This window comes from Streptomyces sp. NPDC019396 (genome assembly GCF_040632375.1).
Classification (GTDB): domain Bacteria; phylum Actinomycetota; class Actinomycetes; order Streptomycetales; family Streptomycetaceae; genus Streptomyces.
On record NZ_JBEYBS010000010.1, the window covers coordinates 138,289 to 161,864 of the forward strand.

Below are 23,576 nucleotides of genomic sequence, written 5' to 3' on the forward strand. Positions count from 1 at the left end.
GACGGAGGACTCTCACATGACCACGCAAATCACCAAGCTGACCATCGAAGAACTGGCCGCCCTGATGAAGAAGGGTGCCGGCATCACGGTCGATCCGGCGGAGATGGGCGGCCGTCCCGAGGCCCGGTTCGACGAGTACGGGCTCGACTCGCTCGGCCTGCTGGGCATCGTCGGCGAGCTGGAGAACCGCTACGGACGCCCACTGCCCACCGACGCGGACCGCTGCAAGACGCCGCGTGAGTTCCTCGACCTCGTCAACAACTCCCTCATGGCAGGAGCGTGAAGTGTCCGGGCACACCGAGAACCAGATCACCATCGAGGCACCGCTCGATCTCGTCTGGAACATGACCAACGACATCGAGAACTGGCCCCAGCTCTTCAGCGAGTACGCGTCCGTGGACATCGTCGAGCGCGACCGGAGCACCACGACGTTCCGGCTGACCATGCACCCCGACGAGAACGGCAAGGTGTGGAGCTGGGTGTCGGAGCGCACCACTGACCGCAAGGCGCTGACAGTGCGCGCCCGGCGCGTCGAGACCGGCCCGTTCCAGCACATGGACATCCGCTGGACGTACAAGGAGACCCCGCAGGGCGTCCTGATGCACTGGACCCAGGACTTCGCGATGAAGCCGGACGCCCCGGTCGACGACGACTGGATGACCGACAACATCAACCGCAACTCCAAGGTCCAGATGCAGCTCATCCGGGACAAGATCGAGCAGCGCGCGCGCGAGCGCGACGTCGTCGCGGTCACCACCGACTGAGCCAGGCCCGTACCCACCGAAGGGACTCTCCCCGATGCACCAAGCTCTGATCGTCGCCCGCATGGCACCCGGCACGGCCCCTGACATCGCCAAGGTGTTCGAGGAATCCGACCGGGGTGAACTGCCGGGCCTCGTCGGGGTCACCCGGCGGACGTTGTTCCAGTTCGGCGATGTCTACCTGCATCTGATCGAGTCGGACCGCCCGCCCGGACCCGCGGTCGCCAAGGTCGTGGATCACCCTGACTTCCGCGACGTGAGCCACAAGCTCTCCGCGTACGTCAGCGCCTACGACCCGGAGACCTGGCGGAGCCCGAAGGACGCGATGGCCCACGAGTTCTACCGTTGGGAGCGCCGGACCTGACGGACTGCCGGGTAACAGCGCAGAGCCCCCGTCTCCGGACGGGGGCTCTGCGCTGTTACCCGGTCTGCCGGGGGGCGGGTCAGGCGGGGGTGATGCTCTCGATGGCGTCCAGATAGGGGTTCACGGGGCGGATGTCGCCGACGATGAGACCGGCGTCCGCCATGCGCGTGACCATGCTGTCCTTGGTGTGCTTGGCTCCGCCCACGTTCAGCAGCAGCATGAGGTCCATCGAGGTGGTGAAGCGCATGGACGGGGTGTCGTCCACGAGGTTCTCGATGACCACCACCCTGGATCCCGGGCGGGCCGACTCGATGACGTTCCGCAGGGTTCTGCGGGTGCTCTCGTCGTCCCACTCCAGGATGTTCTTGATGATGTAGACATCGGCCTCGACCGGGATGGCCTCCCGGCAGTCGCCGGGGATGATGCGGACCCGGTCGGCGAGCGCACCGCCGTCGCGCAGCCGGGGATCCGCGTTCGCCACCACACGGGGAAGGTCGAGCAGGGAACCCCGCATATGGGGGTACTTCTCCAGCAGGCTGGCCAGCACGTGGCCCTGGCCACCGCCGATGTCCGCGACGGTCGACACCCCCGTGAGATCGAGGAGTTCGGCGACCTCACGGGCCGACTGCATGCTGGACGTGGTCATGGCCCGGTTGAACACCTGGGCCGACTCCGGCGCGTCCGCGTGCAGGTAGTCGAAGAAGCCCTTCCCGTACACCTGCTCGAACACACCCGAGCCGGTTCGTACCGCCTCGTCCAGGAGCGGCCAGGCGTTCCAGGTCCAGGGCTCGGTGCACCAGAGCGCGATGTTCTTCAGGCTGTGCGGGTCGTCCTCGCGCAGCATGCGGGACATCTCGGTGTGGGCGAACCGCCCGTCCGACTGCTCCTCGAAGATCCCGTAGCAGGACAGGGCCCGCATCATCCGCCGCAGAGCCCGGGGGTCGCTGCGCACGGCCGCAGCCAGCTCTTCGGCGGTCGAGGGGGTGTCCCCGAGCGCGTCGGGGACACCCAGCCTGGCGGCGGCGCGCACGGCGGCGGCGCATGCCGCTCCGAAGACGAGCTCCCGCAGGCGCATGGACGGTGGAGTGGTGGCCTCGTGCGAGGGGGTGGTGCTTACGGTCGTCATGCCGCCTCGTTTCTCGTGGTGTGTGCTCCCCCGGACCGAGCGGCCGTGTCAGCACATGCCCGCGGGTTCGGATGCCTTGCAGAAGTTGCCGCCGAAGGTGTTGCCCTCGCCGGTGTCGCGGTTGGCGAGGTCGGGGACGGTGTTGCCGACGAGCACGTTGTTGCTGATGTCGTTGCGGCTGTTGGGCGAGCCGACGATGCTCTTGAACAGCACGATGCCGCCGGCGAACGGCGACTTCCCGGTGTGACCCCAGACCACGTTGCCCGAGACGGTGGTGTGCTCGGCGCCCGTGAGCACGATTCCGGCACCCTGGATCTCGGGCAGCCGTGCGGTCTTCGGGCACTGCTTGTTGTTCTGGAAGATGCTGTTGCCGCGTACGGCGAGGTCGCCGGTGCGCGGTACGCCCTCGTCGCCGACGACGAACACTCCGGCGCAGTTGCCGGTGATGGCGTTGCCCTCGACGACGAGGTTCCTCAGGCGGCGGATCGTCACCCCGATGCGATTGCCCGCGAGGTAGTTGCCACTGACCACGGCGCCCTTGGTGTCCAGGGCTCCGGCCTCCGTGTCGGTCGTGTTGGAAAGGAAGATGCCGGACTCGGCGTTGTCCCGGGCGATGTTGCCGCGGAATTCGCCGCCGACCGAGCGTTCCTGGGCGATTCCCCAGTTCCCGTTCTTCTCGACGGTCACCTTGCGCACGGTCAGATCGTCGGTGCGGGAGGCCCAGACACCGTTCTTCTTGAAGGCGCGGACCGTGAGCGAGCCGATCTGCACGCCTTCGACCGGTCTGGCGTCGGTGCCGATGACACAGATCCCGTTGCCCTTCTGGGCACAGGCGTCCTTGCCGGCCGTCGCCGGGGGTGCGATGACGGTCCGCTTGCCCGCACCGCGCAGGGTCAGGTCCGAGGTCGTGATCGTGACGCTCTCATGGAAGGTCCCGGCGCCGATGGTGATGACGTCGCCGGGCTTCGCGGCGTTCACCGCGGCCTGGATCGACTCTCCGGGCTGGACATCATGGGTGCCGGCGGCATGGGCGGGCACGGCGGCGCCCATGCCGGAAGCGGCCAGGAGGGCGGCGCATCCGAGGTAAGTGATCTGTCGTTTCGTCATGAGTCGAAATTATGGGGGCTTATGACAATTCGCCACATACCATGCCGTTAGGGTCGCGTTTCGTGATCCAAACGGGCAGCGGCCCGGCGTGTCGCGTGCCATCGGCCGTTTCCCGCCGGAAGCGAACGCCGGATGAGGGCCGGCCGCCGGGACGCCTCCGACGGCCAGAGGCGTGCGGCGACCATGAGCTGTCACTCTTTGTGCACAGCCACGGACCGCGTCCGGCTTCCGGGAAGACCCGCCCCTCACGCGCCTCCTCATCTGCGAAACCGGCCCGACCTCTCTAATGTCGGATCCAAAGGACTCAAACCTGACGAAAGTCACTTTGGGGCGCTCATCTGAACCCGGAGGTCCCATGGCGGAGCTGTTCATCGGTGGCGAATGGACCGCGGCTGCCGACGGCGGGGTGCGGGAGATCCGCTGCCCGGCCGATGGCACGCTGGTGGCGACCGTCGACGAGGCCGGGCCGAAGGACGCGGCGGCGGCGGTCGCCGCAGCGCGGGACGCCTATGACCGGGGTCCCTGGCCCCGCACCCCGGCGGCCGAGCGCGGAGCACTGCTGCTGCGGGTCGCCGCCCTGCTCGAACGGGACAAGGACGCACTCGCACGGGCCGAGTCCCTCGACACGGGCAAGCGGCTGGTCGAAAGCGCGTACGACATGGACGACATCGCCCGCTGCTTCCGCTACTTCGGCAGCCTGGTGGCCTCGGGCGGGCACGACCGTGTCGTCGACACCGGCGACCCGGGGGTCGACAGCAGGGTGGTCCATGAGCCGGTGGGCGTCTGCGCGCTGATCACCCCGTGGAACTACCCCCTGCTCCAGACCGCGTGGAAGGTGGCTCCCGCCCTGGGCGCCGGGAACACCTTCGTCCTCAAGCCGAGTGAGCTGACCCCGCACACGGCCGTCATCCTGATGCGACTGCTGACCGAGGCCGGGCTGCCCGCAGGGGCGGCCAACCTGGTGCTCGGCGCGGGAGCCACCGCGGGCGCACCGTTGACCGAGGATCCCCGGGTGGACATGGTGTCGTTCACGGGCGGCCTGGTCACGGGGCGCCGCATCATGGCGGCCGCGGCCCCGACCGTGAAGAAGGTGGCGCTGGAGCTCGGCGGCAAGAACCCCAACATCGTGTTCGCCGACGCCGCGTTCGATGCCGCCGTCGACTACGCGCTCACGGCGGTCTTCCTGCACTCGGGGCAGGTCTGCTCGGCCGGGGCACGACTGCTCGTCCAGGACGAGCTGCACGACGCCTTCGTCGCCGAGCTGGTCAGACAGGCCGAGGCCATCCCGCTCGGCGGGCCGTTCGACGAGAACGCCCGGGCCGGGCCGCTGATCTCCGCCGCGCACCGCGAGAAGGTGGAGGCCTATGTGGCGGCGGGGATCGCCGAGGGCGCCGTGCTGCGCTGCGGCGGTGCGCGTCCGGACGACCCCGCGCTCCGGAACGGCTTCTACTATCCACCGACCGTGCTCGACGAGTGCACCCCCGGGATGTCCGTGGTCACCGATGAGTCGTTCGGCCCGGTGCTCACCGTGGAGCGGTTCCGTGACGAGGACGAGGCCGTGGCCCTGGCCAATGACACCGTCTACGGGCTCGCCGGGGCCGTGTGGACCTCGGACATCGCCCGCGGTCACCGGGTCGCCTCGCGGGTGCGTGCCGGAACCATGTGGATCAACGACTTCCATCCCTATGTGCCCCAGGCGGAATGGGGCGGGATGAAGCAGTCCGGCTTCGGCCGCGAACTCGGCCCGACCGGGCTGGCCGAGTACCAGGAGGCCAAACACGTCTGGCGCAACCTGTCGCCCAGCCCGCAGAGGTGGTTCGCATGACGACGGATACCGGCCCCGCGTCCCAGCCGCCGGGACCCACCCCGGGCCCGGGCCACAACGACGACGAGGCCATCGCCGAACTCGGCTACAAGCCCGAACTCAAGCGCACCCTCGGCAACTTCCACACCTTCGCCGCCGGGATCAGCTACATCTCGATCCTCACCGGCACCTTCCAGCTGTTCTACTTCGGTGTCGCCTTCGGCGGCCCCGCCTACTGGTGGTCCTGGCCCATGGTCTTCGTGGGACAGCTGATGGTCGCCCTCTGCTTCTGTGAACTGGCCGCCCGCTACCCGGTGGCCGGTTCGGTCTACAACTGGGCGAAGAAGATGGGCGGCCCGCACGTGGGCTGGCTCGGCGGCTGGATGATGCTCACCGCCACCATGGTGACGCTGGCCGCCGTGGCGCTCGCCTACCAGATCACACTGCCCCGCATCGACCCCGTCTTCCAGTTCATCGGCGACGGCAGCGGCTCCAGCGCCGCCGCCAACGCCGTCCTGCTCGGCTCGGTGCTCATCCTCTTCTCCACGCTGGTCAACGCCTTCGGCGTCAAACTGATGGCGCAGATCAACTCCGGGGGCGTCTTCATCGAACTGCTGGCCGCCATCGCCCTGATCATCTGCCTGGCCGTGAACATCACACGCGGCCCCGGCGAGGTGCTCACCCAGACCTACGGGCTGGGCGCGGACTACACCTGGGGCTACTTCGGTGCCTTCCTGACCGCGTCGCTCGCCTCCGCCTATGTGATGTACGGCTTCGACACGGCCTCGTCGCTCGGCGAGGAGTCGCACAACCCGGCGCGCAACTGCCCGCGCGCCATCCTGCGGGCCCTGATCGCGTCCTTCGCCCTCGGCGGACTCATCCTTCTCTTCGCCCTGATGGCCGTACCGGACCTGTTCGCCAAACAGCTGTCCACCGAGGGCCTGCAGTACGTCGTGCTCGCGACCCTCGGCCCAACGGTCGGCGAAGTGTTCCTGTGGTGCGTGGTGATCGCGATCACCGTATGCGTACTGGCGGTGCAGGCCGCGGGCATCCGGCTGATGTTCGCCATGGCCCGCGACAACAACCTGCCCGCGGGCTCGAAGCTGGCCAGGGTCAGCCCCCGCTTCAAGACACCGGTCGTACCCGCCATCGTCATGGGTGTGGTCGGGGTGGTGGTCCTGGTCATCAACATCAACCAGCCGCAGATCTTCTCGGTGATCACCAGCATCGCGATCATCATGATCTACGTCGCCTATCTGCTGGTCACCACGCCCATGCTGATCCAGCGGCTGCGCGGGCGGTGGAAGCCCGCCGAGGGCCGGTTCTCGCTCGGCAGGTTCGGGCTGCCGATGAACATCCTCGCGGTGCTGTGGGGCGCCGCCATGTCCCTCAACCTGGCCTGGCCGCGCGCCGAGGTCTACAACGCGACCGGGCCGCAGCACTGGTACCTGCGCTGGGGCGCGTTCCTGTTCATCGGCATCGTGGCCCTCGGCGGCTTCGCCTACTACTGGTTCGTGCAGCGGCACCGTACGGGTGTGCTCGCCGAACACGCGGCGCAGGCCATGGACCCCACCACGCCCTGAAGACCAGCCGACCCCCAACCCAGGAGTTCGCATGACCTCAGACAGACCCCTGGCGGAGTTCGACCATGTCGTGGTCGGCGGCGGCACGGCCGGAGCCGTGATCGCCGCGCGGCTGAGCGAAGACCCTGATGTCACCGTCTGCCTCATGGAGGCCGGGCCGTCCGACGTGGGCGAGGACGGCGTCCTCAGGCTGGACCGCTGGATGGCCCTGCTGGAGTCGGGCTTCGACTGGGACTACCCGGTGGAACCGCAGGAGAACGGCAACAGCTTTCTGCGCCACGCCCGTGCCAAGGTGCTCGGCGGTTGCTCGTCGCACAATTCCTGTATCGCCTTCTGGGCGCCCGCCGAGGACCTGGACGAGTGGGCCGCGATGGGCTGCACCGGCTGGAGCGCCGAGGACTGCTTCCCGCTCTACCGGCGGCTGGAGACCAATGACGGGCCTGGGGACCACGGCCACTCGGGACCCGTCCATCTGCGCACGGTACCTCCGCTCGACCCCTGCGGGCGGGCTCTGCTGGAGGCGTGTGCGGCGGCCGGTATCCCGCGCACTCCGTTCAACACCGGCACCACCGTGGTGCGTGGGGCCAACTGGTTCCAGATCAACTGCTTCCCGGACGGCACCCGGGCGTCCGCCTCGGTGTCGTATCTGCACCCGGTGCTCGGCAGACGCCCCAATCTGGAGGTACGCACCGGCCGTCAGGCCCGACGGCTGCTCTTCAGCGAGGACGGGCGCTGCACCGGGGTCGAGTACCTGGAGCCGGACACGGTCCACACCGGGTCCGTCTCCGCACGGCGCGAGGTGATCGTGTGCTGCGGTGCGATCGATTCGCCCAAGCTGCTGATGCTCTCGGGCATCGGACCCGCGGACCATCTGCGGGAGGTGGGGGTCGACGTGCGGGTCGACTCCCCCGGCGTCGGTTCGAACCTCCAGGACCACCCCGAGGGAGTGATCATGTGGGAGGCGAAGCAGCCCATGGTCACCACCTCCACGCAGTGGTGGGAGATCGGGATCTTCGCCGACACCGAACCGGGCCTGGACCGGCCGGATCTGATGTTCCACTACGGGTCCGTGCCCTTCGACATGAACACCTTCCGGCGCGGCTATCCCACGACGGACAACGCGTTCTGTCTCACGCCCAACGTCACACGGTCCCGCTCGCTGGGCACGGTGCGGCTGCGTACCCGCGACTTCCGCGACAAGCCGATGGTGGACCCCCGCTACTTCACCGACGAGCACGACATCCGGGTGATGACCTACGGGCTGCGGCTGGCACGCGAGATCGTGGCGCAGGCCCCGATGTCCGACTGGGCGGGTGCGGAGCTGGCCCCGGGGCCGGGGGCCAGGAGCGACGAGGAGCTGTTCGCGTACATCCGCGAGACACACAACACGGTCTACCACCCGGCCTGCACGGTGCGGATGGGCGCCGACGACGATCCCGGCGCACCGCTCGACGCCCGGCTCCGGGTGAAGGGCGTCCGTGGGTTGCGGGTGGCGGATGGTTCGGCGATGCCGTTCCTCCCCGCGGTGAATCCCTGCATCACCACGATGATGATCGGCGAGAAGTGCGCCGACCTGGTCAGGGAAGGCTGACGACGGCCGGCTCCACGGCCCGGGTCCCCCGGGTCGTGGAGTCGCTGCCATCGGCGTGCCTCCGCGTGCACGGGCTCCTACGCGGCCCCGGTGATCCAGCGCCGGAGCGTGGCGTTCGTCGCCTCGTCGAGCAGGCACAGCGCCTCGATGGCCTCGAGATCACCGGGAAGCGGTGCGATCCCGGCCGAGGTCAGCGCGGCGTGCAGGTCGAGGCGGCGCGAGTCCTCGGGGTTCAGCGGCATCGGCAGCCGCTGTCCCGGATCGGGGGTCGGCAGCAGGAAGTCACCGGCGTACGTGGCGCTGGTGTCGCCCAGCGTGCCGAAGAAATCCGCTCCGGGGAACCGGTAGAGATCAACAGCCATGGGAGCCTCCTCAGTGGTTTCTCTTCGGTGGGGTCACTGACTGCCAGGAGGCTCCGGCCGGTGAGAGTGGTTGCGTACGGGGCCGACGACCACCCGTTCGGCCCTTTTGTACGAAGGTCGCAAGGGGCCGGAGGGCCCTGTCCGGGACCGGTCATCCGCTCGAGTCGCCCATTGAGTCGCATGCGGGACAGCATGGATGGGTGAGGCCGTCGGCGGTGGCTGCCCGCCCAGGCAGGAGCTACAGACAGTGACCAGGCAAAGCTTTGCGTTCTGTGGGGCTGAGCTGGCCGCTGTCTACGTGCTCGCCGAAGGCGGCCGGGAGCTCCATCTGGCCGAGATGACCGGTGACCGCAGCGTGCTGTACGGGCTCCCGGCGATCCTCGCGGTGGAGGGCCACTCCCCCGCGGCGGACGCTTTCCGCGCCGGCAGCTCACTCTGGCTCAGCCCCAAGGAACTCGCCGCCTACATCGAGAGCGATCCCCACCACTTCCCCGGGCGGATCATGCGGAACACCGTGGGCACCTCCGCCGCCAGGGTCTCCCTCGGGGCCGTGCCGCTCGGACGCGGCACCAAGGAGCTCGGCTGCCTGGTGGTGGCGGGAGAGGTGCTCGAGGGCTTCAGCCCCGACCGCCGCGCGCTGCTGGAGCTCTACGCGGACCAGGTCGCCGCGTCACTCGAGTCGGTCGCCGCCCATGCCCCCGGACGCATGGCACCCCGGCCCCAGCTGGGTCAGAGCCTGGTGCCGCTGCGGGGCGGGGCGTTCATCCTGGAACTGGCCACCGGACGCATGGAGGCACACGAGCACGTCCTGGACCTGCTCGGGATCGCACCCGACCATTTCGACGGACGGGTGGAGACCCTCCTGGCCTGCGCGGTCCCGGACGACATCCCCGCCCTGATGGCCGTCGTGGAGCCGGACCGGCTGTCCGCCACGGCCCAGCAGCTGGCGTTCCGTATCCGCCGCCCGGGCGGCGAGCTGCGCTGGCTGGGGCTGCGCTGCCGGGTCGACGTGGACGCCGAAGGCACCCCGGTGCGGGTGCTCGGCGTGGTCGCCGACGCGGCCTATCTGCGCCCCAGCGCCGATGACGTGTCCATCGTGCAGCGTCTCTCGGCCACCCTGGCCCGGGCCCGGACCATCAAGGACGTCAGCCAGCTCGTGGTGGACTCGCTGCGGGACCCGCTGCGAGCCAGCCGGGTGGCGCTGGCCGAGCTGGAGTCCGACCGGCTCGTGGTCACCCTGCTCGACCCTCCGGAGCCCGACGCCTGGCCCGACCTCTGGCGGTCCGAGTGGCGCTCCGAGTGGCCCGACGCCCCGGTCCACGCGCTTCCCACGCTCCAGAGCGCACTGCGCGAGGGCCATGTGAGTCTGTGGCCGCCCGGCGCGGACCTCGAACCAGGGCTCGGCGGCATCGGGCCGGGCGGTCTGGCGGTGCTACCGCTGCCGTCCGACGGACGCATGGTCGGGGTGTGCCTGGTCGGGTGGAACGAACCGCACCGCTTCGGGCCGGAGGAGCGCTCGCTGCTGACCGCCACCGCAGGTCTGGCCGGGCAGGCCCTGATGCGGGCGCATGCGCTGGACGCCGGGCACGAGCTCGCCACGATGCTCCAGCGCAGCCTGCTGCCCCGGAAGCTGCCCGAGCTGCCGGGCGGGGAGGCCGTAGCCCGCTATCTGCCCGCCACCGCCGGTCTGGAGGTGGGCGGCGACTGGTACGACGTGATCCCGCTGCGCGACGGCCACGTGGCTCTGGTGATCGGGGACGTCCAGGGCCACAGTGCCGGGGCCGCCACCATCATGGGCCAGATGCGCACCGCCGTCCGGGCCTACGCGGTCGAGGGCCATCCGCCCGATGTCGTCGTGGCGCGTGCCAACCGGCTGCTCGTGGGCATGGAGACCGATCTGTTCGCCACGTGTCTCTATGTCGACCTGGACATGGAGGAGGGCATCGCCCGGCTGGTCCGGGCCGGCCATCTGCCACCGGTCATCCGCTATCCCGACGGTGGCGCCGAGGTGATGACCATCGACGGCGGCCCCCCGCTGGGCGTACTGGCGGACGAGGAGTTTCCCCTGAACGAAGCCGGTCTGGCTCCGGGCACCCTGCTGATCCTGCTGACCGACGGCCTGGTCGAATCCTCGACACTCCATGTCGAGGACGGCATGCGGCGGGTGTGCGACGTGCTCGAGGCGGCCGATCCGTCGGAGCCGGGACGGGTGGCCGACGAGCTGCTGGTCAGCGCCAACCGGCGCGATGACGACGTGGCGGTGCTGCTGCTGCGCTACGACGGCACCCGCTTGCGTCCCATGCGGACGCACTGGACGGTCTGGCGCCTGCCCAACGCGGTCCTGCACGCCCGGCGCTACACGGCGCGCACCATGCGCCAGTGGGGCGTGGTGGAGGAGCTCGACGCGGTTCTGCTGGTCGTCTCGGAGCTGGTGACCAACGCGATCGCCCACACCCAGGGCGAGGTACGGCTGGAGCTGACGCTCGCCGCCGACCGGCTGCGGATCGCCGTGAACGACGCCTCGCCCCGCAGCCCCGTCAAGCCGGCCGCGGTGGACTGGGAGGCCACCGGCGGCCGCGGGCTGCTGATCGTGGAGGCGAGCTCGGCGTCCTGGGGCTCGGTGCCGCTCAGCGGTGGAAAGCAGGTGTGGGCCGAGATCCCGCTGGCGCCTCGGGAGCAGTTGCCCGGACCACCTGAGTAGACAGTGTCTACGCCTCTTTGGTAGACACTGTCTATGAGCGAACAGGACACGGGACTGCGGGCCCGTCTGATCGATGCCGGCGTCGAACTGGTCAACACGGAAGGGGCGCAAGCCCTGTCCCTGCGCGAGATCGCCCGTCAGGCAGGGGTGTCGCACGGTGCCCCGCGGCGCTATTTCCCCACCCACCTCGAGCTGCTGTCCGCGATCGCCCGGCGCGGCTTCGCCGAGCTCGCGGACAGGGCCGGGCAGACGATGGCGACGACGACGGCGCCCGGGGACCCCCGGGAGCAGCTGGCCGCGCTGTCCCGCGCCTATCTGGACTTCGCGCGCACCCGTCGCGGCATGTTCGAGCTGATGTTCCGTCACGATCTGCTGGAGAGCAATCAACTCGGCCTGCGGGAGACCTCGCTGCCGCTCTTCGCCCTGCTCGCCGACCTCGTCACCCGGGCACGCCGGCACCCGTCCGCCGATTCCGCCCCAGGCACGGACCAGGCGCCGCCGGCGGTGGTGGCCGCGGCACTCTGGGCGAATCTGCACGGAATCGCCCAGCTGTGGCTGTGGGGCAGCCTTCCCCTCGCGGCGGGCCTCGACGACATCGAACCCCTGCTCCAGGCCGCGCTCGACGCCCACCTCGGGCCGGTGCGCCGATGAGCCGCAGCCCCCGGCGAACGGCCACGCTGGCGTGCAGCATCGCCGGAGCCGCGATCGTCGCCCTGGACGGCACTGCGCTGACCGTCGCCCAGCCCTCCATGCAACGGGACCTGGATGCCTCGCTCCAGCAGGTGCAGTGGACCAGCACCGGCTACCTCATCGCCGTGGCGAGCCTGCTCGTCTTCGCGGGGCGGCTCGGCGACCGCTACGGCCACCGGCTGGTGTTCGCCCTGGGGACCATCGGTTTCGGCGCGACTTCGGCGGGGATCTGCATCGCCCCCGACATCCGCTGGGTGATCGGGCTGCGGGTCGCCCAGGGGATCTGCGGCGCCCTGCTCCAGCCCGCGACCCTCGGGATGCTGCGGTCCGCGTATCCGCCGGACGAGCTGGCCTCGCCGATCGCCCTGCGCACCGGCGCCATCGCCGCGGCAGCCGCGGCCGGTCCGGTCATCGGCGGAGCCCTCACCACCCAACTGGGCTGGCGGGCCGTGTTCTTCGTCAATGTCGTACCCGCGCTGCTGATCGGCGCGCTCGCACTCGGCGCCCGCCTCTCCCTGCCGCGGGCCGCCGCGCGGCGGGAACGGACCACGGGGCTCGATCTGCCCGGCGCCGGTCTGCTCGCACTGGCACTGGTGTGCCTGGTCCACACGCTCTCGGACCTCCCCCGGACCGGCTGGACTCCGGCGACCACGGCGGCGGCCGCCGTGGCGGCGGTGAGCGCGGGCGTGTTCCTCCGGCATGAGCGGCGCACGGTGAGCCCGCTGATACCCGGGGAGGTGATCGGCACGGCGGCGGTCGCCTCGTCACTCGCCGTCCTGCTGGCCGCTTCGGCGGCGATGTTCGGAGCCGTCTTCGTGGGCACCTATCTGCTTCAGGACGTCCTCGGCATGGATGCGCTCCAGTGCAGCCTGGCCGGGCTGCCGGGTCCCGCCGCCATGGTGCTGAGCGCCCCGCTGGCCGTCTGGCTGCAACGCCGTTGGGGCCCGCGGCGGACCGCCGCCACGGCGATGGCGCTGCTCGCACTCGGTGTCCTCGCCCTCTCGCGGCTCGGCGCGGCATCCGGGTCCCTGGCGGTCGGCGGCGCGTTCCTGCTGCTGGGCGCGGGCTTCGGCACGGTGATGGTCACCGCGACGGCCGTCATCGTGCGCCGGGCGCCCGCCCGGCACGCCGGAGTGGCGGGCGGGCTCCAGCAGACGGTGATGAACGTCGGCCCGGCACTGGGCATCGCCGCTGCCACCGCACTGCTGGGGCATGGCCCGTCGACGATGGTGTTCGCGCTTGTCGCGCTGTCTGCGGTGGCGGTGGCAGGAGCACTGATCGCCACAGGGCTCCCACACGACTCCATGGCGAAGAGCGCGAAGCCCGAACCCTCCCCCGTCCCCACTGACGCAGCATGAGGCCCGTTCCCACCGCGCGGCGTCAGTCCGTGGCGGGCGACGGCTCGAGTCTGCGGAGCCGTTCGGCGTCGCAGACGCGCGGACAGGTGCCGCACGCCTCGGCCGGGCGGATCGTGTAGTACAGGCAGCAGCCCAGCCGGGTGCGGGTCGGATACGACATGCCGTCGCGCCCGGCGAGGCGGCGGAAGTCCGCGCCGCCGGGGAACGGCGGCAGGGGTCCGGGCAGCAGTTCGCCCGCGGCGCGCACCGCGTGCCCCTCCTGCCCGAGCACCCTGCCGAGGTACCAGATCCCGGAGACGAGATCATCGCCGACCATCCCCCACAACGCACGCGGTCCCCTGCGCAGCAGGGGACCCATCGCCGCCAGCAGGGGCCGCACGAGGTCGACGACCGACGCGCGCAGTTCTCCCCGCAGGGCCTCCTCGTGCGGCAGCACGCGCACTCCGGGCAGCCCCGCAGCGGGATCCTCGGGCAGACAGGCGAATGCCCCGGGTACGACGGCGAGGTCCCCGGTGGTCAGGCTGATCCGCACATCGGCCGGTCGGAGCCGGGGCACCCGGCGGTCGAGGTACCACGGACCGCTCATGAGCAGCGAGACGGACCACAGGTAGCCGTGCAGCGCGCGGGACGCGACCACATCGCCGCGCGCGGTGTGGTCGTGCTGCCGCCGGATGCCCAGGGCCTCGGATTCGAGGTAGGTGTCGAGACACCCCTGACGCGTGGCCAGCTCCATGCCGTCGGCCCATCCCTGACGGGCCGGCGGGCCGGGCGGCAGGACCTCTGCCTGCCATGCGGGGCAGAGCGCGCCGAGTTCCCGGTAGCGGGATGCCAGCAGCGCGGAGCAGCTCACGGCGGATCCGGGCGACGGGTGTGCCGGGGCCAGGGTCACGGAGGCTCCTCAGGAGGACGGACACATAGGACAGACGGCGCAGCTGCGCGCACGGACACACCGCGAGATAAGGCAAGGCTCACCTTAACCATACGAAGATCCCTTCGCGCCAACGGGACCCGTGTCGCGGCGAATTGACAGAGTTAGGTGTACCTAACTTAGGCTCTCGGCTCATGTCCCGGTCCTGACCGGGACCACGCATCTTCTCGCACGGAAGTGGTCCCTCATGCGCGTGTACCTGCTGGCGCTGAACCCGACCGACTCGGTCACCGAGGGTTTCCTCCCGGCCGTCGACCGGCTCGGCATCGATGCCACCGTGCTCACCGACCAGCCCGCGGCGCACCGCGCACGCCACCCGGACCTCGAGGTGCTGGACTGCGAGGTACGGGACTTCCGTGCGGTGATCAGCCGGATCTCCGCACAGGGGCCACCGGGCGCGGTCTTCACCAACAGCGACCATCTCCAGACGCAGGCGGCCCTGGCAGCGGACTACTTCGGCCTGCCCGGCAAGGACTGGCGGGCCGCACTGCGCACCAAGGACAAGGCCGAGATGCGGCGCCATCTCGACGCCCGGGCTGTGGACACCGTCCGCTCGGCCGAGCTGTCCGCGGGGCAGGACCCGGAGGTGGCGTTCGCCGCGCCCGGACTGCCGTACCCGTGTGTGATGAAGCCCCGCGAGGGTGTCGCCAGTGAAGACGTCGTACTCGTCGGGGACCGGGCTGAGCTGGTGCGGCGCTGCCGGGAGATCCAGGCCCGGCGTCCGGGTGCCGCGCTGGTCGTCGAGGAATTCCTGCCGGGCGAGCTGTACACCCTGGAGACGCTGGGCGACGGTCGGGTCCGTCATGTGCTGGGCGGGTTCCACACCCAGGTGTCCAAGCCGCCGTACTTCATCGAGGAGCGGATGACGTACGTCCCCGAGCACCCGCGGCCGATACGCGACCAGGTGCTCGCCCAGCTCGACGCGCTCGGTGTCGGCTTCGGTGCCTGCCACACGGAGTTCGTGGTGCACGAGGGTCGGGCGCGCATCGTGGAGGTCAACTACCGCGCCGTCGGCGACCAGTGCGATCTGCTCCTCGCCGAGCTGCTGGACATCCCGCTCTTCGAGCACATCCTGCGGACGCATCTCGGTGAGCCGCTGCCCGATGACCTGGGGGTGCGGACGGACGGCGCCGCCCGGCTCGACTACCCGTGTGCGGACCGTGCGGGCACGCTGGTGGCGGCTCCCGCCGCCGCGGACGTGCGCGACGGCGGCGTCAGGCTGACGTACCGGCCGCTCCGGGAGGTCGGGGAGCGGCATGAACTCCATGGCACCAACCGCGACTTCCTGGGAGTCGTCCGGGCCACCGGAGCCGACCGGGAGCGGGTGGACCGTGCCGTGACCGCGTTCCTGTCCGCACAGCACTGGGAGATCACGCCGTGACCATCCGGGCGTCCGGCGACCCGGCCCTGACGCAGCGGCACACGGAACAGCGCGCAGAGCAGCACATCGAGGACGAACTGGTCCTGCGCGTCCTGAGCGCCCTGCTGCGCGAGGACGTGCTGGGCCTGCGCAGTCGCAGCACGGTGGTCGACCGACCGGACGGCACCTGGCTGCGTCTTGAGACCCCCGGTCCTGACGCGCTGCTGCTGCCGGTGGAGGGCGACGGGTTCCAGTGCGACTGGGCGGCACGGCAACCGGCGCTGAGCCGGGAGTCCACCGGGACGGTCCTGTCGACCTGCGATGACATCCTGGCCGCGTTGCGGGCTCTCGCGGCCGATGAGGACCGCCCCGGTTTCGACCTCTTCGCCGACGAGTGCCGCCAGACACTCATCACGGTACGTCTGCAATCCCGTTCGCAGGATCAGGTGTTCGAGACGCTGGTGGCGCGCCATGGCGCCGACCCGGCGCGCTGGACGGGGCTCGACGGCACTCTCGCCCATGACACCCTCGCCGCCCGGCGTGACCACCCCGTCTACCCGACCGGCCGCGGCAGGTCCGGGCTGCGTACCGGGGCGCTCATGTCGTACGCCCCCGAGTTCCACCCCAGGTTCGCCCTGCGCTGGCTCGCCCTGCCCCGTGATCTGGTCACCGTCCGGGGGCGGCTGCCCTTCCCCACACCCTCGTCGCTCGGCCTGACCGGGCTCGCGGACACCGGGCATCTCGCGATCCCGGTCCATCCGCTGACGGCCGAGGGCCCCCTCAGGGACGTGCTGCGCGCGGCCGGCCTCGACGGGCGCGCCGTACTCGCCCGGCAGCCGCACCTGGACGTGGTGCCCACCCTGTCCATGCGCACCGTGGCACTCGCCGGCGAGCCCGGGGTGCATCTCAAGCTCCCGCTGGCGACCTCGTCCCTGGGCAGGCTCAACCGGCGGACCATCAAGCCGGGCACCCTCACCGACGGCGCCGCGGTCCAGCGTCTGCTCCAGTCGGTCATCGCCCGTGAGCCGCGCTTCCAGGGCAGCGTGCTGCATGCCGACGAGGGCAGCTTCGCCCATGCGGGCCATGAGCTCCTCGCCGTGCTGGTCCGCCGCTGGCCGACCGGTCTCGACGGCGCGGTCGTCGTACCGCTGGCCGCGCTGCTGAGCCCGGCGCCCGGCGGCCGACCGGTGCTCGACCATCTCGCCGGGCGCTTCTACGGCGGTGCCCCGCTCGCGCTGCTGGACGCCGCGCTGTCACTGGTCATCGACTGGGCGACCACGCTCCTCGGCTACGGGATCGCCCTGGAGTCCCATCAGCAGAACGTGTCGCTGGCCCTGGACGAGCGGGCCGGACGCCCACGGATCAGGCTGCTGTTCAAGGACAACGACGGACCGCGCATCAATCTTGTGCGCCTCAGCAGGGTGCTCGGGGAACAGGCTCCGGACCCGTCGGCGTTCGACGATGCCAGGATCGTCTGCGACAGCGACCTTCCGGTGGTCGAGCTGTTCACCACCATCACCGTCCATCTGTGCGCGGCTGCCTACGCCTTCGAGCTCGCCCGGCTCGGCCGTGCCCCGCTTGACACACTGCTGGGGCTCATACGCACCCGGCTCGCCGAGGCGGCGGAACGGCTCGGCACCCGGCCGGGTGAGGCCGGCGCCGTACTGCGCGAACATGTCCTGGACGCCGCGATGTTGCCCGTCAAGGCGATGGTCACCGCGGGCACTCTGCTCACCAAGCAACGATCGGGAGCTTCCGACATCAACAAGCACTACACGACAGGCCCCAACTACCTGCTACGGGGAGTGTGACCCCGATGACGCCCGCGCGCTCCTCCGCCCACATCCCTGCGTCCGGCCATGCCCCGCACCACCCTGGGCACCGCCGCGGACCGGCCGGGCTGCCCACCGCCGATGAGGCCGTGGCCCACACTCTGCTCAACTGCCTGCTGCGCGAAGTGTCCGGGCCCGAGCACCAGACCGCCGTCATCGACGGCAGGCTGCTGGTACGGCTGCCGCGCCGCGGAGTGCTGCTGCGGGTCGCACTGCGTCGCACGTCGTTGCTGGGGGCTCACCGCTTCACCGGACCGGTCACCGAGCGGGACGAGGGACGCGGCGACGATGGCTGGACCCGAACCGACTGGCCCCGGCTCGCCGAACACATCCACGCGGAGCTGTCGCTGCGCACGGGCAGCGACAACGACGAGTTCCTCGCCCAGGTCGTGTCGAGCCACCAGGGGGTGTCCGCAGCCCTGGCCGCCGTCGCGGCCAGGCGTCCGCTCACGAGCGCTCAGCCGCTCGCCGCCTATCTCGCCTCCGAGCAGTCACTGGCGCTGGGCCACCGCTTCCACCCGACGCCCAAGGCCCGGGGAGGCGATCCCACCGTGTGGGCGGCGTACGCTCCGGAGGCGGCCGCATCCTTCCCGCTGCGCCTGCTCGCCGTGCGTGAGGAGCTGCTCGTCGAGGACGCCGTCGCCGGCGACACGCTGGGCGGGCTGGACCGGCTCGGGACGGCGCCCGACGGCTACCGGCTGCTCCCCGCACACCCCTGGCAGTACGCCCTGCTGCGGGACCATCCGGCCCTGCGCGCGGCCCTGGAGCGCGGCGATGTCCTCGACCTCGGGCCGGGGCGCACCCCGTTCACAGCCACGGCCTCCGTCCGAACCGTCTATGACGGACAGGCGTTCCTGAAGTTCAGCCTGAACATCCGAATCACCAACTGCCTGCGCAAGAACGCCCGCTACGAGCTCGCGGGGGCGGTCGCCCTCACCCGGCTGCTCGGTCCCGCCCTCGACGACCTGGCCGCGCGTTTCCCGGACAGCGGGCTGCTGCGCGAGCCCGGCTACCGCAGTCTCGCCCTCCCCGGCGCGGGCGGCAGACCCGTGCTCGCCCTGCTGGAGGGCTTCGGCGTGATCGTGCGGGAAGGGCTCGACCGCCGGCTGCGCCCCGGGGTCATCCCGCTGCTGGCGGCCGCGGTCGCCGACGAGTACCCGACCGGACCCGGGCATGTCTCCCGGCTGCTCGCCGACGCGGGTCCCACTGCGGCCCTGTCCTGGTGGCGCGCCTATCTGGGACTGCTCGTCCCACCCGTGCTGGCCGCGTACTTCGACCACGGTGTGGTGCTCGAACCCCATCTGCAGAACGTCGTCGTCGGTGTCGACCGGGACGGCAGACCCGCACAGATGCTGTTCCGTGATCTGGAGGGCACCAAGCTGCTGCCCGAGCATCACGCGCGGTCGCTCGCCTCCCTGGATCCGGCGGTCGCGGGTCCGCTGACCTATGACGCCGACCGCGGCTGGGACCGGGTGGTCTACTGCCTGATGGTGAACCACATCGCGGAGCTGCTTGCCGCCATCGCCGATCTGCACCCCGGTGCGGAGGTCGCGCTGTGGCTCCAGGTGCAGCGGACCCTGCGCGGCTACGCCGACCGCCATGGCTGCCCGCCCCGGCTGGCCGCGCTCCTCGCGGGCGGACCGCTGCCCGCCAAGGCAAACCTGCTGACCCGCTGGGCCCGCAGAGCGGACCGTGAGGCAGGCTACGTCCGCCTGCCCTCCCCATTCGCTGAGGACGTGCTGTCCGGAGCGATCGCCGCCGACGACATCTGGAGCACCCGTTGACCCCTGCGGTGTACGAGCGGGCACTGTCGCTGACGTCCGGCGAACTCCCCTCCTATCTCTACGACCTGGCGGCACTGCGGGAGCACGCGGCTGCCGTCAGGGCCGCGCTGCCGGACCGCGTCGAGCTGTACTACGCCGCCAAGGCCAACCCCGAACCGGAGATACTCAGCGCGCTCACCCCGTACCTGGACGGTATCGAGGTCGCCTCGGGCGGTGAACTGGCCCATGTCGCCATGGCCGTTCCCGACCTGCCGCTCGCCTTCGGCGGGCCCGGGAAGACCCCTGAGGAACTCACGGAGGCACTGGCGGCCGGCGTGGCGCGCTTCCATGTCGAAAGCGCCCGGGAACTGCGGATGCTGGCCCACCTCGCCGAGAGGACGGCGGTACCCGGGCGGCGGGTGGGCGTACTGCTGCGCTTCAACCTGCCCCTGGCCGAGGAGTCGTTGCGGGGAAGCGCGCTCTCCATGGGCGGTCGGCCGACCCCCTTCGGCATCGACCCGTCCGAGGCGGACGAGCTGGTCCGTGCGCTCTCCGGAGGCGAGTATCCGCACCTGGAGCTGTGGGGGATACACGCCCATCTCGCCAGCGGTCTCGGCGCAACGGCGCAGCTCGCCGTCGCCGAGTCCGTCGTCACCTGGGCGGTAGGCCTCGCCGGACGTCATGACATCGTCCTGCGCGAGGTGAATGTCGGCGGTGGGATGGCGGTGGACTACGACCATCCACAGGCACGGTTCGACTGGCCGGCGTATGGTGCGGGGCTGGCCCGGCTCAGCGCCGCGCACCCCGGTCTGCGGTTGCGGGTCGAGCCCGGCCGTGCCCTGACCGCCTACTGCGGCTGGTACGCCACCGAGGTGCTGGACGTGAAGAGCAGCCATGGTGAGGAGTTCGCGGTGGTGCGCGGGGGCACCCACCATCTGCGCACCCCGGCGACGAAGGGCCACGACCAGCCCTGCGCGGTGCTGCCGGTGAGCGACTGGCCCCATCCCTGGCCACGGGCCGCCGCGCGGCTGGACCGGATCACCGTGGCCGGTCAGCTCTGCACGCCCAAGGACGTGCTGGCACGGCGTGTACTGGTACCGGATTCCGGTCTGCGCGCCGGGGACCGCGTGGTGTTCGCGCTCGCGGGTGCGTACGCCTGGAACATCTCCCACCACGACTTCCTGATGCATCCCCGGCCCGGATTCCACTTCCTGGACGGCGCGCGGGCTGACGGTGCCGAGGACGCCGGGGGCTCGGTCAGCGGTTGAAGTGGCTGAACCCCACCTCGTAGCGTTCGACGGAGAGGACGCGCTGGCCTTCCCTGCGCGCGGTCTCCTCGCGGATCCGGGCGGCCCTCTGCTCGCTGTCGTGCATCGCCTGTTCGTCCTCCCACAGGGTCAGCGACACCGCCTTCCCCGACGACCGGTCGACGAGGTAGTAGACGCCCACGAACCCGTGCGCGTCCTGGACCTGCTTGACGACGGCTTCCGATGTCGCCGACAGGTCTCCGTCCTCGGGAACGGGTGATCCTTGATAGGTGCTCAGTCTCGCGAACATCGCGGCACCCTTTCCTCGACGACCGGCGACCGGGCAGCCGACGGTCCCTGGACCAGGGTGCCCCGGCGGACCGCAGGCCGCAATTCACGCCGTCGCGCGGCTGTACCGCGCGACGGCCCCGCCCGCCGGGCCGTGTCCCGGACGGCTCAGTCGGCCTTGACGGTCCGCACCACGGCTCCGTCGAAGTCGGCAGCGAGGTAGCCGGACGCGTAGTACTCGTCCGACAGATAGATGTTGACCGTCGACACGCTTTCGAAGACGGGACCGCGGACGATGACGTAGCGCATCGTCGGCTTCTCGATGCCAAGTTCCTTGTCGGCCTTCTGGAGCAGCGCCGGGAGCCGGTCCCACTTGACCTTGCTGACGTCGACGGGCCCGGTGTCCCCGAAGCCGATCGTGCCGCCCGGGCCCTGCTTCGTCGCATAGCCGTTGCGGTATTCGTATCTGTCGTACTTCTTCTTGCTGCCGGCGACGGGGATCTCGGCGATCGCGTACTCCTCGTACACGGTGAGCTCGATGAACCTGGTGGTGTGGGTCTTGGCCTTCAGCGCCTTGATCACGGTGCGCACCGCGTCCGGGGTGAGCAGGTTCTTGGTCTCCTTGGACGGCGGCAGCGCCACCTCGGATGCCTTGTCGCCGCTGCTGCCCGCGGTGCTGTCGCCGGTGTCCGTGGCCGCGGACGAGGAGGCACCGGGCTGCTGGGAGCGGCCCTGGGCCCTGCCGTCGTCGTCGAACGGCGCGATCTTGAGCGCGATCATCGACACGACGGTCACGGCCGCGGCGGCGCCGAGTGCCGCCACCGGTGCCTTCCAGCGCCTGCCCGGGCGTCCGACGGCGGGCGGAGGGCCGAACGGATCCATCGCTGTGGTGCCAAGGGACGGCGTCAGGTACGGGTTCCCGGCTGCCGGGGTGTGGGCGGGCGACGTCGCGTAGGGATTCGCGGGCGGGGGGCCGTAGGGCGGCGCCACGGCAGGCGCCACCGGGGACGGAGTGGCCGAGGGCGCCGGCAGCGGATACGACGTCGTCGCCATCGGGTGCGGCGCGGCCGTGGCGTTCTGGGAGTCACGTCCGGCCTCGGCGAGCATCCGTTCCAGCGCCTCCGCGTCCGGACGGGCCGTGGTGTCCCGTACCAGAAGGGCGTTCAGCACGGGAGCGAAGGGCCCGGAGCGCACCGGCGCGGGAATCGGCTCGTCAAGGACGGCGGCAAGCGTGGAGAGGCTGCTTTCGCGGCGCAGCGGGTGGCCGCCCTCGAGCGCGACGTAGAGCAGCATGCCGAGCGACCACAGGTCGGACGCGGGATTGCCCTCCTCGCCGCGGATGCGCTCGGGGGCGATGTACTCGGGGGATCCGATGAGGTCTCCGGTGGCCGTCAGGCTGGTCGACGCGTGCAGGGCGGCGATGCCGAAGTCCGTCAGCACGGGACTGCCGTCGGGACGCAGCAGCACGTTCGCGGGTTTCACGTCCCGGTGCTGGATGCCTTCGGCATGGGCGGCCCGCAGGGCGGACAGCACACCCTGCCCGACCCGCAGCGCCTCGGGGAAGGTCAACGGGCCCCGGGCAAGGCGTTCGTGCAGCGACTCGCCGCGGACCAGCTCCATCACGATCCACGGGTAGGCGTGGTCGGAACCGGCCGTGCCACCCTCCGGGTTGTCGACGATGTGGTAGATCGTGACCACATGCGGATGGGTGAGCCGGGCGAGCGCCTGGGCCTCACGCAGCACACGCTCGCTGAGCATGCGCGCCCGCGCGGGATCCGTGTCATGGAGCGCGGCGTCCGGAGGGCGTACTTCCTTCAGTGCGACTTCGCGGTGCAGCACGACGTCGCGGGCCCGCCACACATTGCCCATGCCGCCGCTGCCCAGCCTGCCGAGCAGCTCGAACCGGCCGTCGACGAGCCGTCTGCCACTCCCCCTGTTGTCCATGGCAGGTCAGCTTACGAGGAAGTCGCCGGCACTCGCACAGCGGACCCGGCCCGGGCGGGAGTCGCGCCCGTGGTCGTCACCGCGACCGGAACGGTTCAGTGGCCCGCGAGGAGCTTCACGGCGATGACCGCCACACCGATCCCCATGTCGATGAGTCCGGAGACCATCGCGTTCAACGGCCCGTTGCCCATCCTCAGACCGGTGCGCCAGCCCCAGAAGAACAGGGTGCCTACCTCCACACAGGCACTGATCAGCAGGGCGGGCACCAGGCCCAGTACACCGAGCGCGGAGGCCCCGATCAGCACCAGCGGGCCGACCGCGGTGAGCAGCAGAGGTGCGGACACGTAGAGCGTGGTGCGCAGTTCGAGCCGGCTCGCGCCGCGCTTTGTCACCGCGCGGTGCGACTGTTCGTCGGCGACCACGGTGGCCAGCCAGACCCCGAGCGCCGTCACGGCCACGGTGAGCGCGGCCTCGAGGTGGTCGGGCACCGCCGTCTCGGCGAGCGCCACCACGACGGCGGTCAGGGTGAGGGTGGCGTAGATCCGCTCCTTGAGCCGTGCGGCGGCGGTGTCACCGGCCCGGGCGGCCGTGGCCGCGGTACTGCCCGTCGGGGCGGATGCGGGATCGGGCCCGGACGTCGGCTCGGGCTCCGTCATGACGGCGCGAGATCGGACAGACCGGCTCGGGCACCGGCAAGGATCGGGGTCATACTCGTGCACCCTTCCGCGGCGGGCACCGCCGTGCCGACGCACACCTTCGGTGACTCA

At 70.9% G+C, this 23,576-nt stretch carries 20 protein-coding genes; 13 read left to right on the forward strand and 7 right to left on the reverse strand.

Annotated elements, in window-relative coordinates:
* Positions 1–16: 16 nt before the first annotated feature.
* The 3 genes from ABZ532_RS14315 to ABZ532_RS14325 are packed head-to-tail and all read left to right on the forward strand — an operon-like array spanning position 17 to position 1,125.
* Positions 17–283, forward strand: coding sequence for an acyl carrier protein (locus ABZ532_RS14315; protein ID WP_361282389.1), 267 nt, complete (start codon positions 17–19; stop codon positions 281–283).
* 1 nt (position 284) lies between these two features.
* Positions 285–764 carry an SRPBCC family protein gene (locus ABZ532_RS14320; protein ID WP_361282391.1) on the forward strand — a complete coding sequence of 160 codons (480 nt, stop codon included), beginning with the start codon at positions 285–287 and terminating at the stop codon, positions 762–764.
* A gap of 34 nt (positions 765–798) precedes the next feature.
* On the forward strand, positions 799–1,125 hold the full coding sequence (locus ABZ532_RS14325) for a TcmI family type II polyketide cyclase (RefSeq protein ID WP_361282393.1): 327 nt from the start codon (positions 799–801) through the stop codon (positions 1,123–1,125).
* A 79-nt stretch (positions 1,126–1,204) separates the two neighbouring features.
* Here ABZ532_RS14325 and ABZ532_RS14330 read toward each other — a convergent pair whose 3' ends face one another.
* Entirely contained in the window at positions 1,205–2,251 is a 1,047-nt protein-coding gene (locus tag ABZ532_RS14330; protein ID WP_361282395.1) for a methyltransferase, read from the reverse strand.
* 48 nt (positions 2,252–2,299) lie between these two features.
* Positions 2,300–3,358 carry a right-handed parallel beta-helix repeat-containing protein gene (locus ABZ532_RS14335; RefSeq protein ID WP_361282397.1) on the reverse strand — a complete coding sequence of 353 codons (1,059 nt, stop codon included), beginning with the start codon at positions 3,356–3,358 and terminating at the stop codon, positions 2,300–2,302.
* Between the two features lie 355 nt (positions 3,359–3,713).
* Here ABZ532_RS14335 and ABZ532_RS14340 point away from each other — a divergent pair, with 355 nt between their 5' ends.
* From ABZ532_RS14340 to ABZ532_RS14350, 3 genes are read left to right on the forward strand one after another with little or no spacing between them, the layout of a single operon-like run.
* Complete coding sequence (locus ABZ532_RS14340; protein WP_361282399.1) at positions 3,714–5,183, forward strand: aldehyde dehydrogenase family protein; 1,470 nt, start codon at positions 3,714–3,716, stop codon at positions 5,181–5,183.
* Positions 5,180–6,745, forward strand: a complete 1,566-nt coding sequence (locus ABZ532_RS14345; RefSeq protein ID WP_361282401.1) for an amino acid permease — start codon at positions 5,180–5,182, stop codon at positions 6,743–6,745. The genes ABZ532_RS14340 and ABZ532_RS14345 overlap by 4 nt, the downstream gene beginning before the upstream one ends.
* A gap of 31 nt (positions 6,746–6,776) precedes the next feature.
* Positions 6,777–8,336: a GMC family oxidoreductase N-terminal domain-containing protein gene (locus ABZ532_RS14350; protein ID WP_361282403.1), complete on the forward strand. Its 1,560-nt coding sequence runs from the start codon at positions 6,777–6,779 to the stop codon at positions 8,334–8,336.
* A 77-nt stretch (positions 8,337–8,413) separates the two neighbouring features.
* Here ABZ532_RS14350 and ABZ532_RS14355 read toward each other — a convergent pair whose 3' ends face one another.
* Complete coding sequence (locus tag ABZ532_RS14355; RefSeq protein WP_361282405.1) at positions 8,414–8,698, reverse strand: hypothetical protein; 285 nt, start codon at positions 8,696–8,698, stop codon at positions 8,414–8,416.
* Between the two features lie 196 nt (positions 8,699–8,894).
* Between ABZ532_RS14355 and ABZ532_RS14360 the strand changes: the two genes are divergently transcribed.
* The 3 genes from ABZ532_RS14360 to ABZ532_RS14370 are packed head-to-tail and all read left to right on the forward strand — an operon-like array spanning position 8,895 to position 13,447.
* A complete protein-coding gene (locus tag ABZ532_RS14360) occupies positions 8,895–11,399 on the forward strand; it encodes a SpoIIE family protein phosphatase (RefSeq protein WP_361282407.1) in 2,505 nt (834 codons plus the stop codon).
* Between the two features lie 33 nt (positions 11,400–11,432).
* Positions 11,433–12,050: a TetR/AcrR family transcriptional regulator gene (locus tag ABZ532_RS14365; protein ID WP_361282409.1), complete on the forward strand. Its 618-nt coding sequence runs from the start codon at positions 11,433–11,435 to the stop codon at positions 12,048–12,050.
* Positions 12,047–13,447 (forward strand): MFS transporter, encoded by a 1,401-nt coding sequence (locus ABZ532_RS14370; protein WP_361282411.1) that lies wholly within the window; start codon positions 12,047–12,049, stop codon positions 13,445–13,447. The genes ABZ532_RS14365 and ABZ532_RS14370 overlap by 4 nt, the downstream gene beginning before the upstream one ends.
* 22 nt (positions 13,448–13,469) lie before the next feature.
* Here ABZ532_RS14370 and ABZ532_RS14375 read toward each other — a convergent pair whose 3' ends face one another.
* Entirely contained in the window at positions 13,470–14,336 is an 867-nt protein-coding gene (locus ABZ532_RS14375) for a (2Fe-2S)-binding protein (protein WP_361282413.1), read from the reverse strand.
* Between the two features lie 226 nt (positions 14,337–14,562).
* Between ABZ532_RS14375 and ABZ532_RS14380 the strand changes: the two genes are divergently transcribed.
* The 4 genes from ABZ532_RS14380 to ABZ532_RS14395 are packed head-to-tail and all read left to right on the forward strand — an operon-like array spanning position 14,563 to position 20,598.
* Positions 14,563–15,756, forward strand: a complete 1,194-nt coding sequence (locus ABZ532_RS14380; RefSeq protein WP_361282415.1) for an ATP-grasp domain-containing protein — start codon at positions 14,563–14,565, stop codon at positions 15,754–15,756.
* A gap of 26 nt (positions 15,757–15,782) precedes the next feature.
* Positions 15,783–17,546, forward strand: coding sequence for an IucA/IucC family protein (locus ABZ532_RS14385; protein ID WP_361282559.1), 1,764 nt, complete (start codon positions 15,783–15,785; stop codon positions 17,544–17,546).
* Between the two features lie 5 nt (positions 17,547–17,551).
* Positions 17,552–19,351: an IucA/IucC family protein gene (locus ABZ532_RS14390; RefSeq protein WP_361282417.1), complete on the forward strand. Its 1,800-nt coding sequence runs from the start codon at positions 17,552–17,554 to the stop codon at positions 19,349–19,351.
* A complete protein-coding gene (locus ABZ532_RS14395) occupies positions 19,348–20,598 on the forward strand; it encodes a type III PLP-dependent enzyme (protein WP_361282419.1) in 1,251 nt (416 codons plus the stop codon). The genes ABZ532_RS14390 and ABZ532_RS14395 overlap by 4 nt, the downstream gene beginning before the upstream one ends.
* Here the strand turns inward: ABZ532_RS14395 and ABZ532_RS14400 are convergent.
* From ABZ532_RS14400 to ABZ532_RS14410, 3 genes are all read right to left on the reverse strand, one after another.
* Positions 20,588–20,887, reverse strand: coding sequence for a hypothetical protein (locus ABZ532_RS14400; RefSeq protein WP_361282421.1), 300 nt, complete (start codon positions 20,885–20,887; stop codon positions 20,588–20,590). The two genes, ABZ532_RS14395 and ABZ532_RS14400, sit on opposite strands and share 11 nt — an antisense overlap.
* Before the next feature lie 146 nt (positions 20,888–21,033).
* Positions 21,034–22,809, reverse strand: coding sequence for a serine/threonine-protein kinase (locus tag ABZ532_RS14405; RefSeq protein WP_361282423.1), 1,776 nt, complete (start codon positions 22,807–22,809; stop codon positions 21,034–21,036).
* A gap of 95 nt (positions 22,810–22,904) precedes the next feature.
* A complete protein-coding gene (locus tag ABZ532_RS14410) occupies positions 22,905–23,465 on the reverse strand; it encodes a hypothetical protein (protein WP_361282425.1) in 561 nt (186 codons plus the stop codon).
* Positions 23,466–23,576: the final 111 nt, after the last annotated feature.

What these genes read in the sequence shown, in the direction of transcription:
- ABZ532_RS14370 (WP_361282411.1), top strand. Translation starts at nt 12,047, where the DNA reads ATGAGCCGCAGCCCCCGGCGAACGGCCACGCTGGCGTGCAGCATCGCC.
- ABZ532_RS14390 (WP_361282417.1), top strand. Translation starts at nt 17,552, where the DNA reads ATGACGCCCGCGCGCTCCTCCGCCCACATCCCTGCGTCCGGCCATGCC.
- ABZ532_RS14400 (WP_361282421.1), bottom strand. Translation starts at nt 20,887, where the DNA reads ATGTTCGCGAGACTGAGCACCTATCAAGGATCACCCGTTCCCGAGGAC.
- ABZ532_RS14360 (WP_361282407.1), top strand. Translation starts at nt 8,895, where the DNA reads ATGGGTGAGGCCGTCGGCGGTGGCTGCCCGCCCAGGCAGGAGCTACAG.
- ABZ532_RS14380 (WP_361282415.1), top strand. Translation starts at nt 14,563, where the DNA reads ATGCGCGTGTACCTGCTGGCGCTGAACCCGACCGACTCGGTCACCGAG.
- ABZ532_RS14325 (WP_361282393.1), top strand. Translation starts at nt 799, where the DNA reads ATGCACCAAGCTCTGATCGTCGCCCGCATGGCACCCGGCACGGCCCCT.
- ABZ532_RS14345 (WP_361282401.1), top strand. Translation starts at nt 5,180, where the DNA reads ATGACGACGGATACCGGCCCCGCGTCCCAGCCGCCGGGACCCACCCCG.
- ABZ532_RS14355 (WP_361282405.1), bottom strand. Translation starts at nt 8,698, where the DNA reads ATGGCTGTTGATCTCTACCGGTTCCCCGGAGCGGATTTCTTCGGCACG.
- ABZ532_RS14315 (WP_361282389.1), top strand. Translation starts at nt 17, where the DNA reads ATGACCACGCAAATCACCAAGCTGACCATCGAAGAACTGGCCGCCCTG.
- ABZ532_RS14340 (WP_361282399.1), top strand. Translation starts at nt 3,714, where the DNA reads ATGGCGGAGCTGTTCATCGGTGGCGAATGGACCGCGGCTGCCGACGGC.
- ABZ532_RS14410 (WP_361282425.1), bottom strand. Translation starts at nt 23,465, where the DNA reads ATGACGGAGCCCGAGCCGACGTCCGGGCCCGATCCCGCATCCGCCCCG.
- ABZ532_RS14330 (WP_361282395.1), bottom strand. Translation starts at nt 2,251, where the DNA reads ATGACGACCGTAAGCACCACCCCCTCGCACGAGGCCACCACTCCACCG.
- ABZ532_RS14350 (WP_361282403.1), top strand. Translation starts at nt 6,777, where the DNA reads ATGACCTCAGACAGACCCCTGGCGGAGTTCGACCATGTCGTGGTCGGC.
- ABZ532_RS14365 (WP_361282409.1), top strand. Translation starts at nt 11,433, where the DNA reads ATGAGCGAACAGGACACGGGACTGCGGGCCCGTCTGATCGATGCCGGC.
- ABZ532_RS14335 (WP_361282397.1), bottom strand. Translation starts at nt 3,358, where the DNA reads ATGACGAAACGACAGATCACTTACCTCGGATGCGCCGCCCTCCTGGCC.
- ABZ532_RS14405 (WP_361282423.1), bottom strand. Translation starts at nt 22,809, where the DNA reads ATGGACAACAGGGGGAGTGGCAGACGGCTCGTCGACGGCCGGTTCGAG.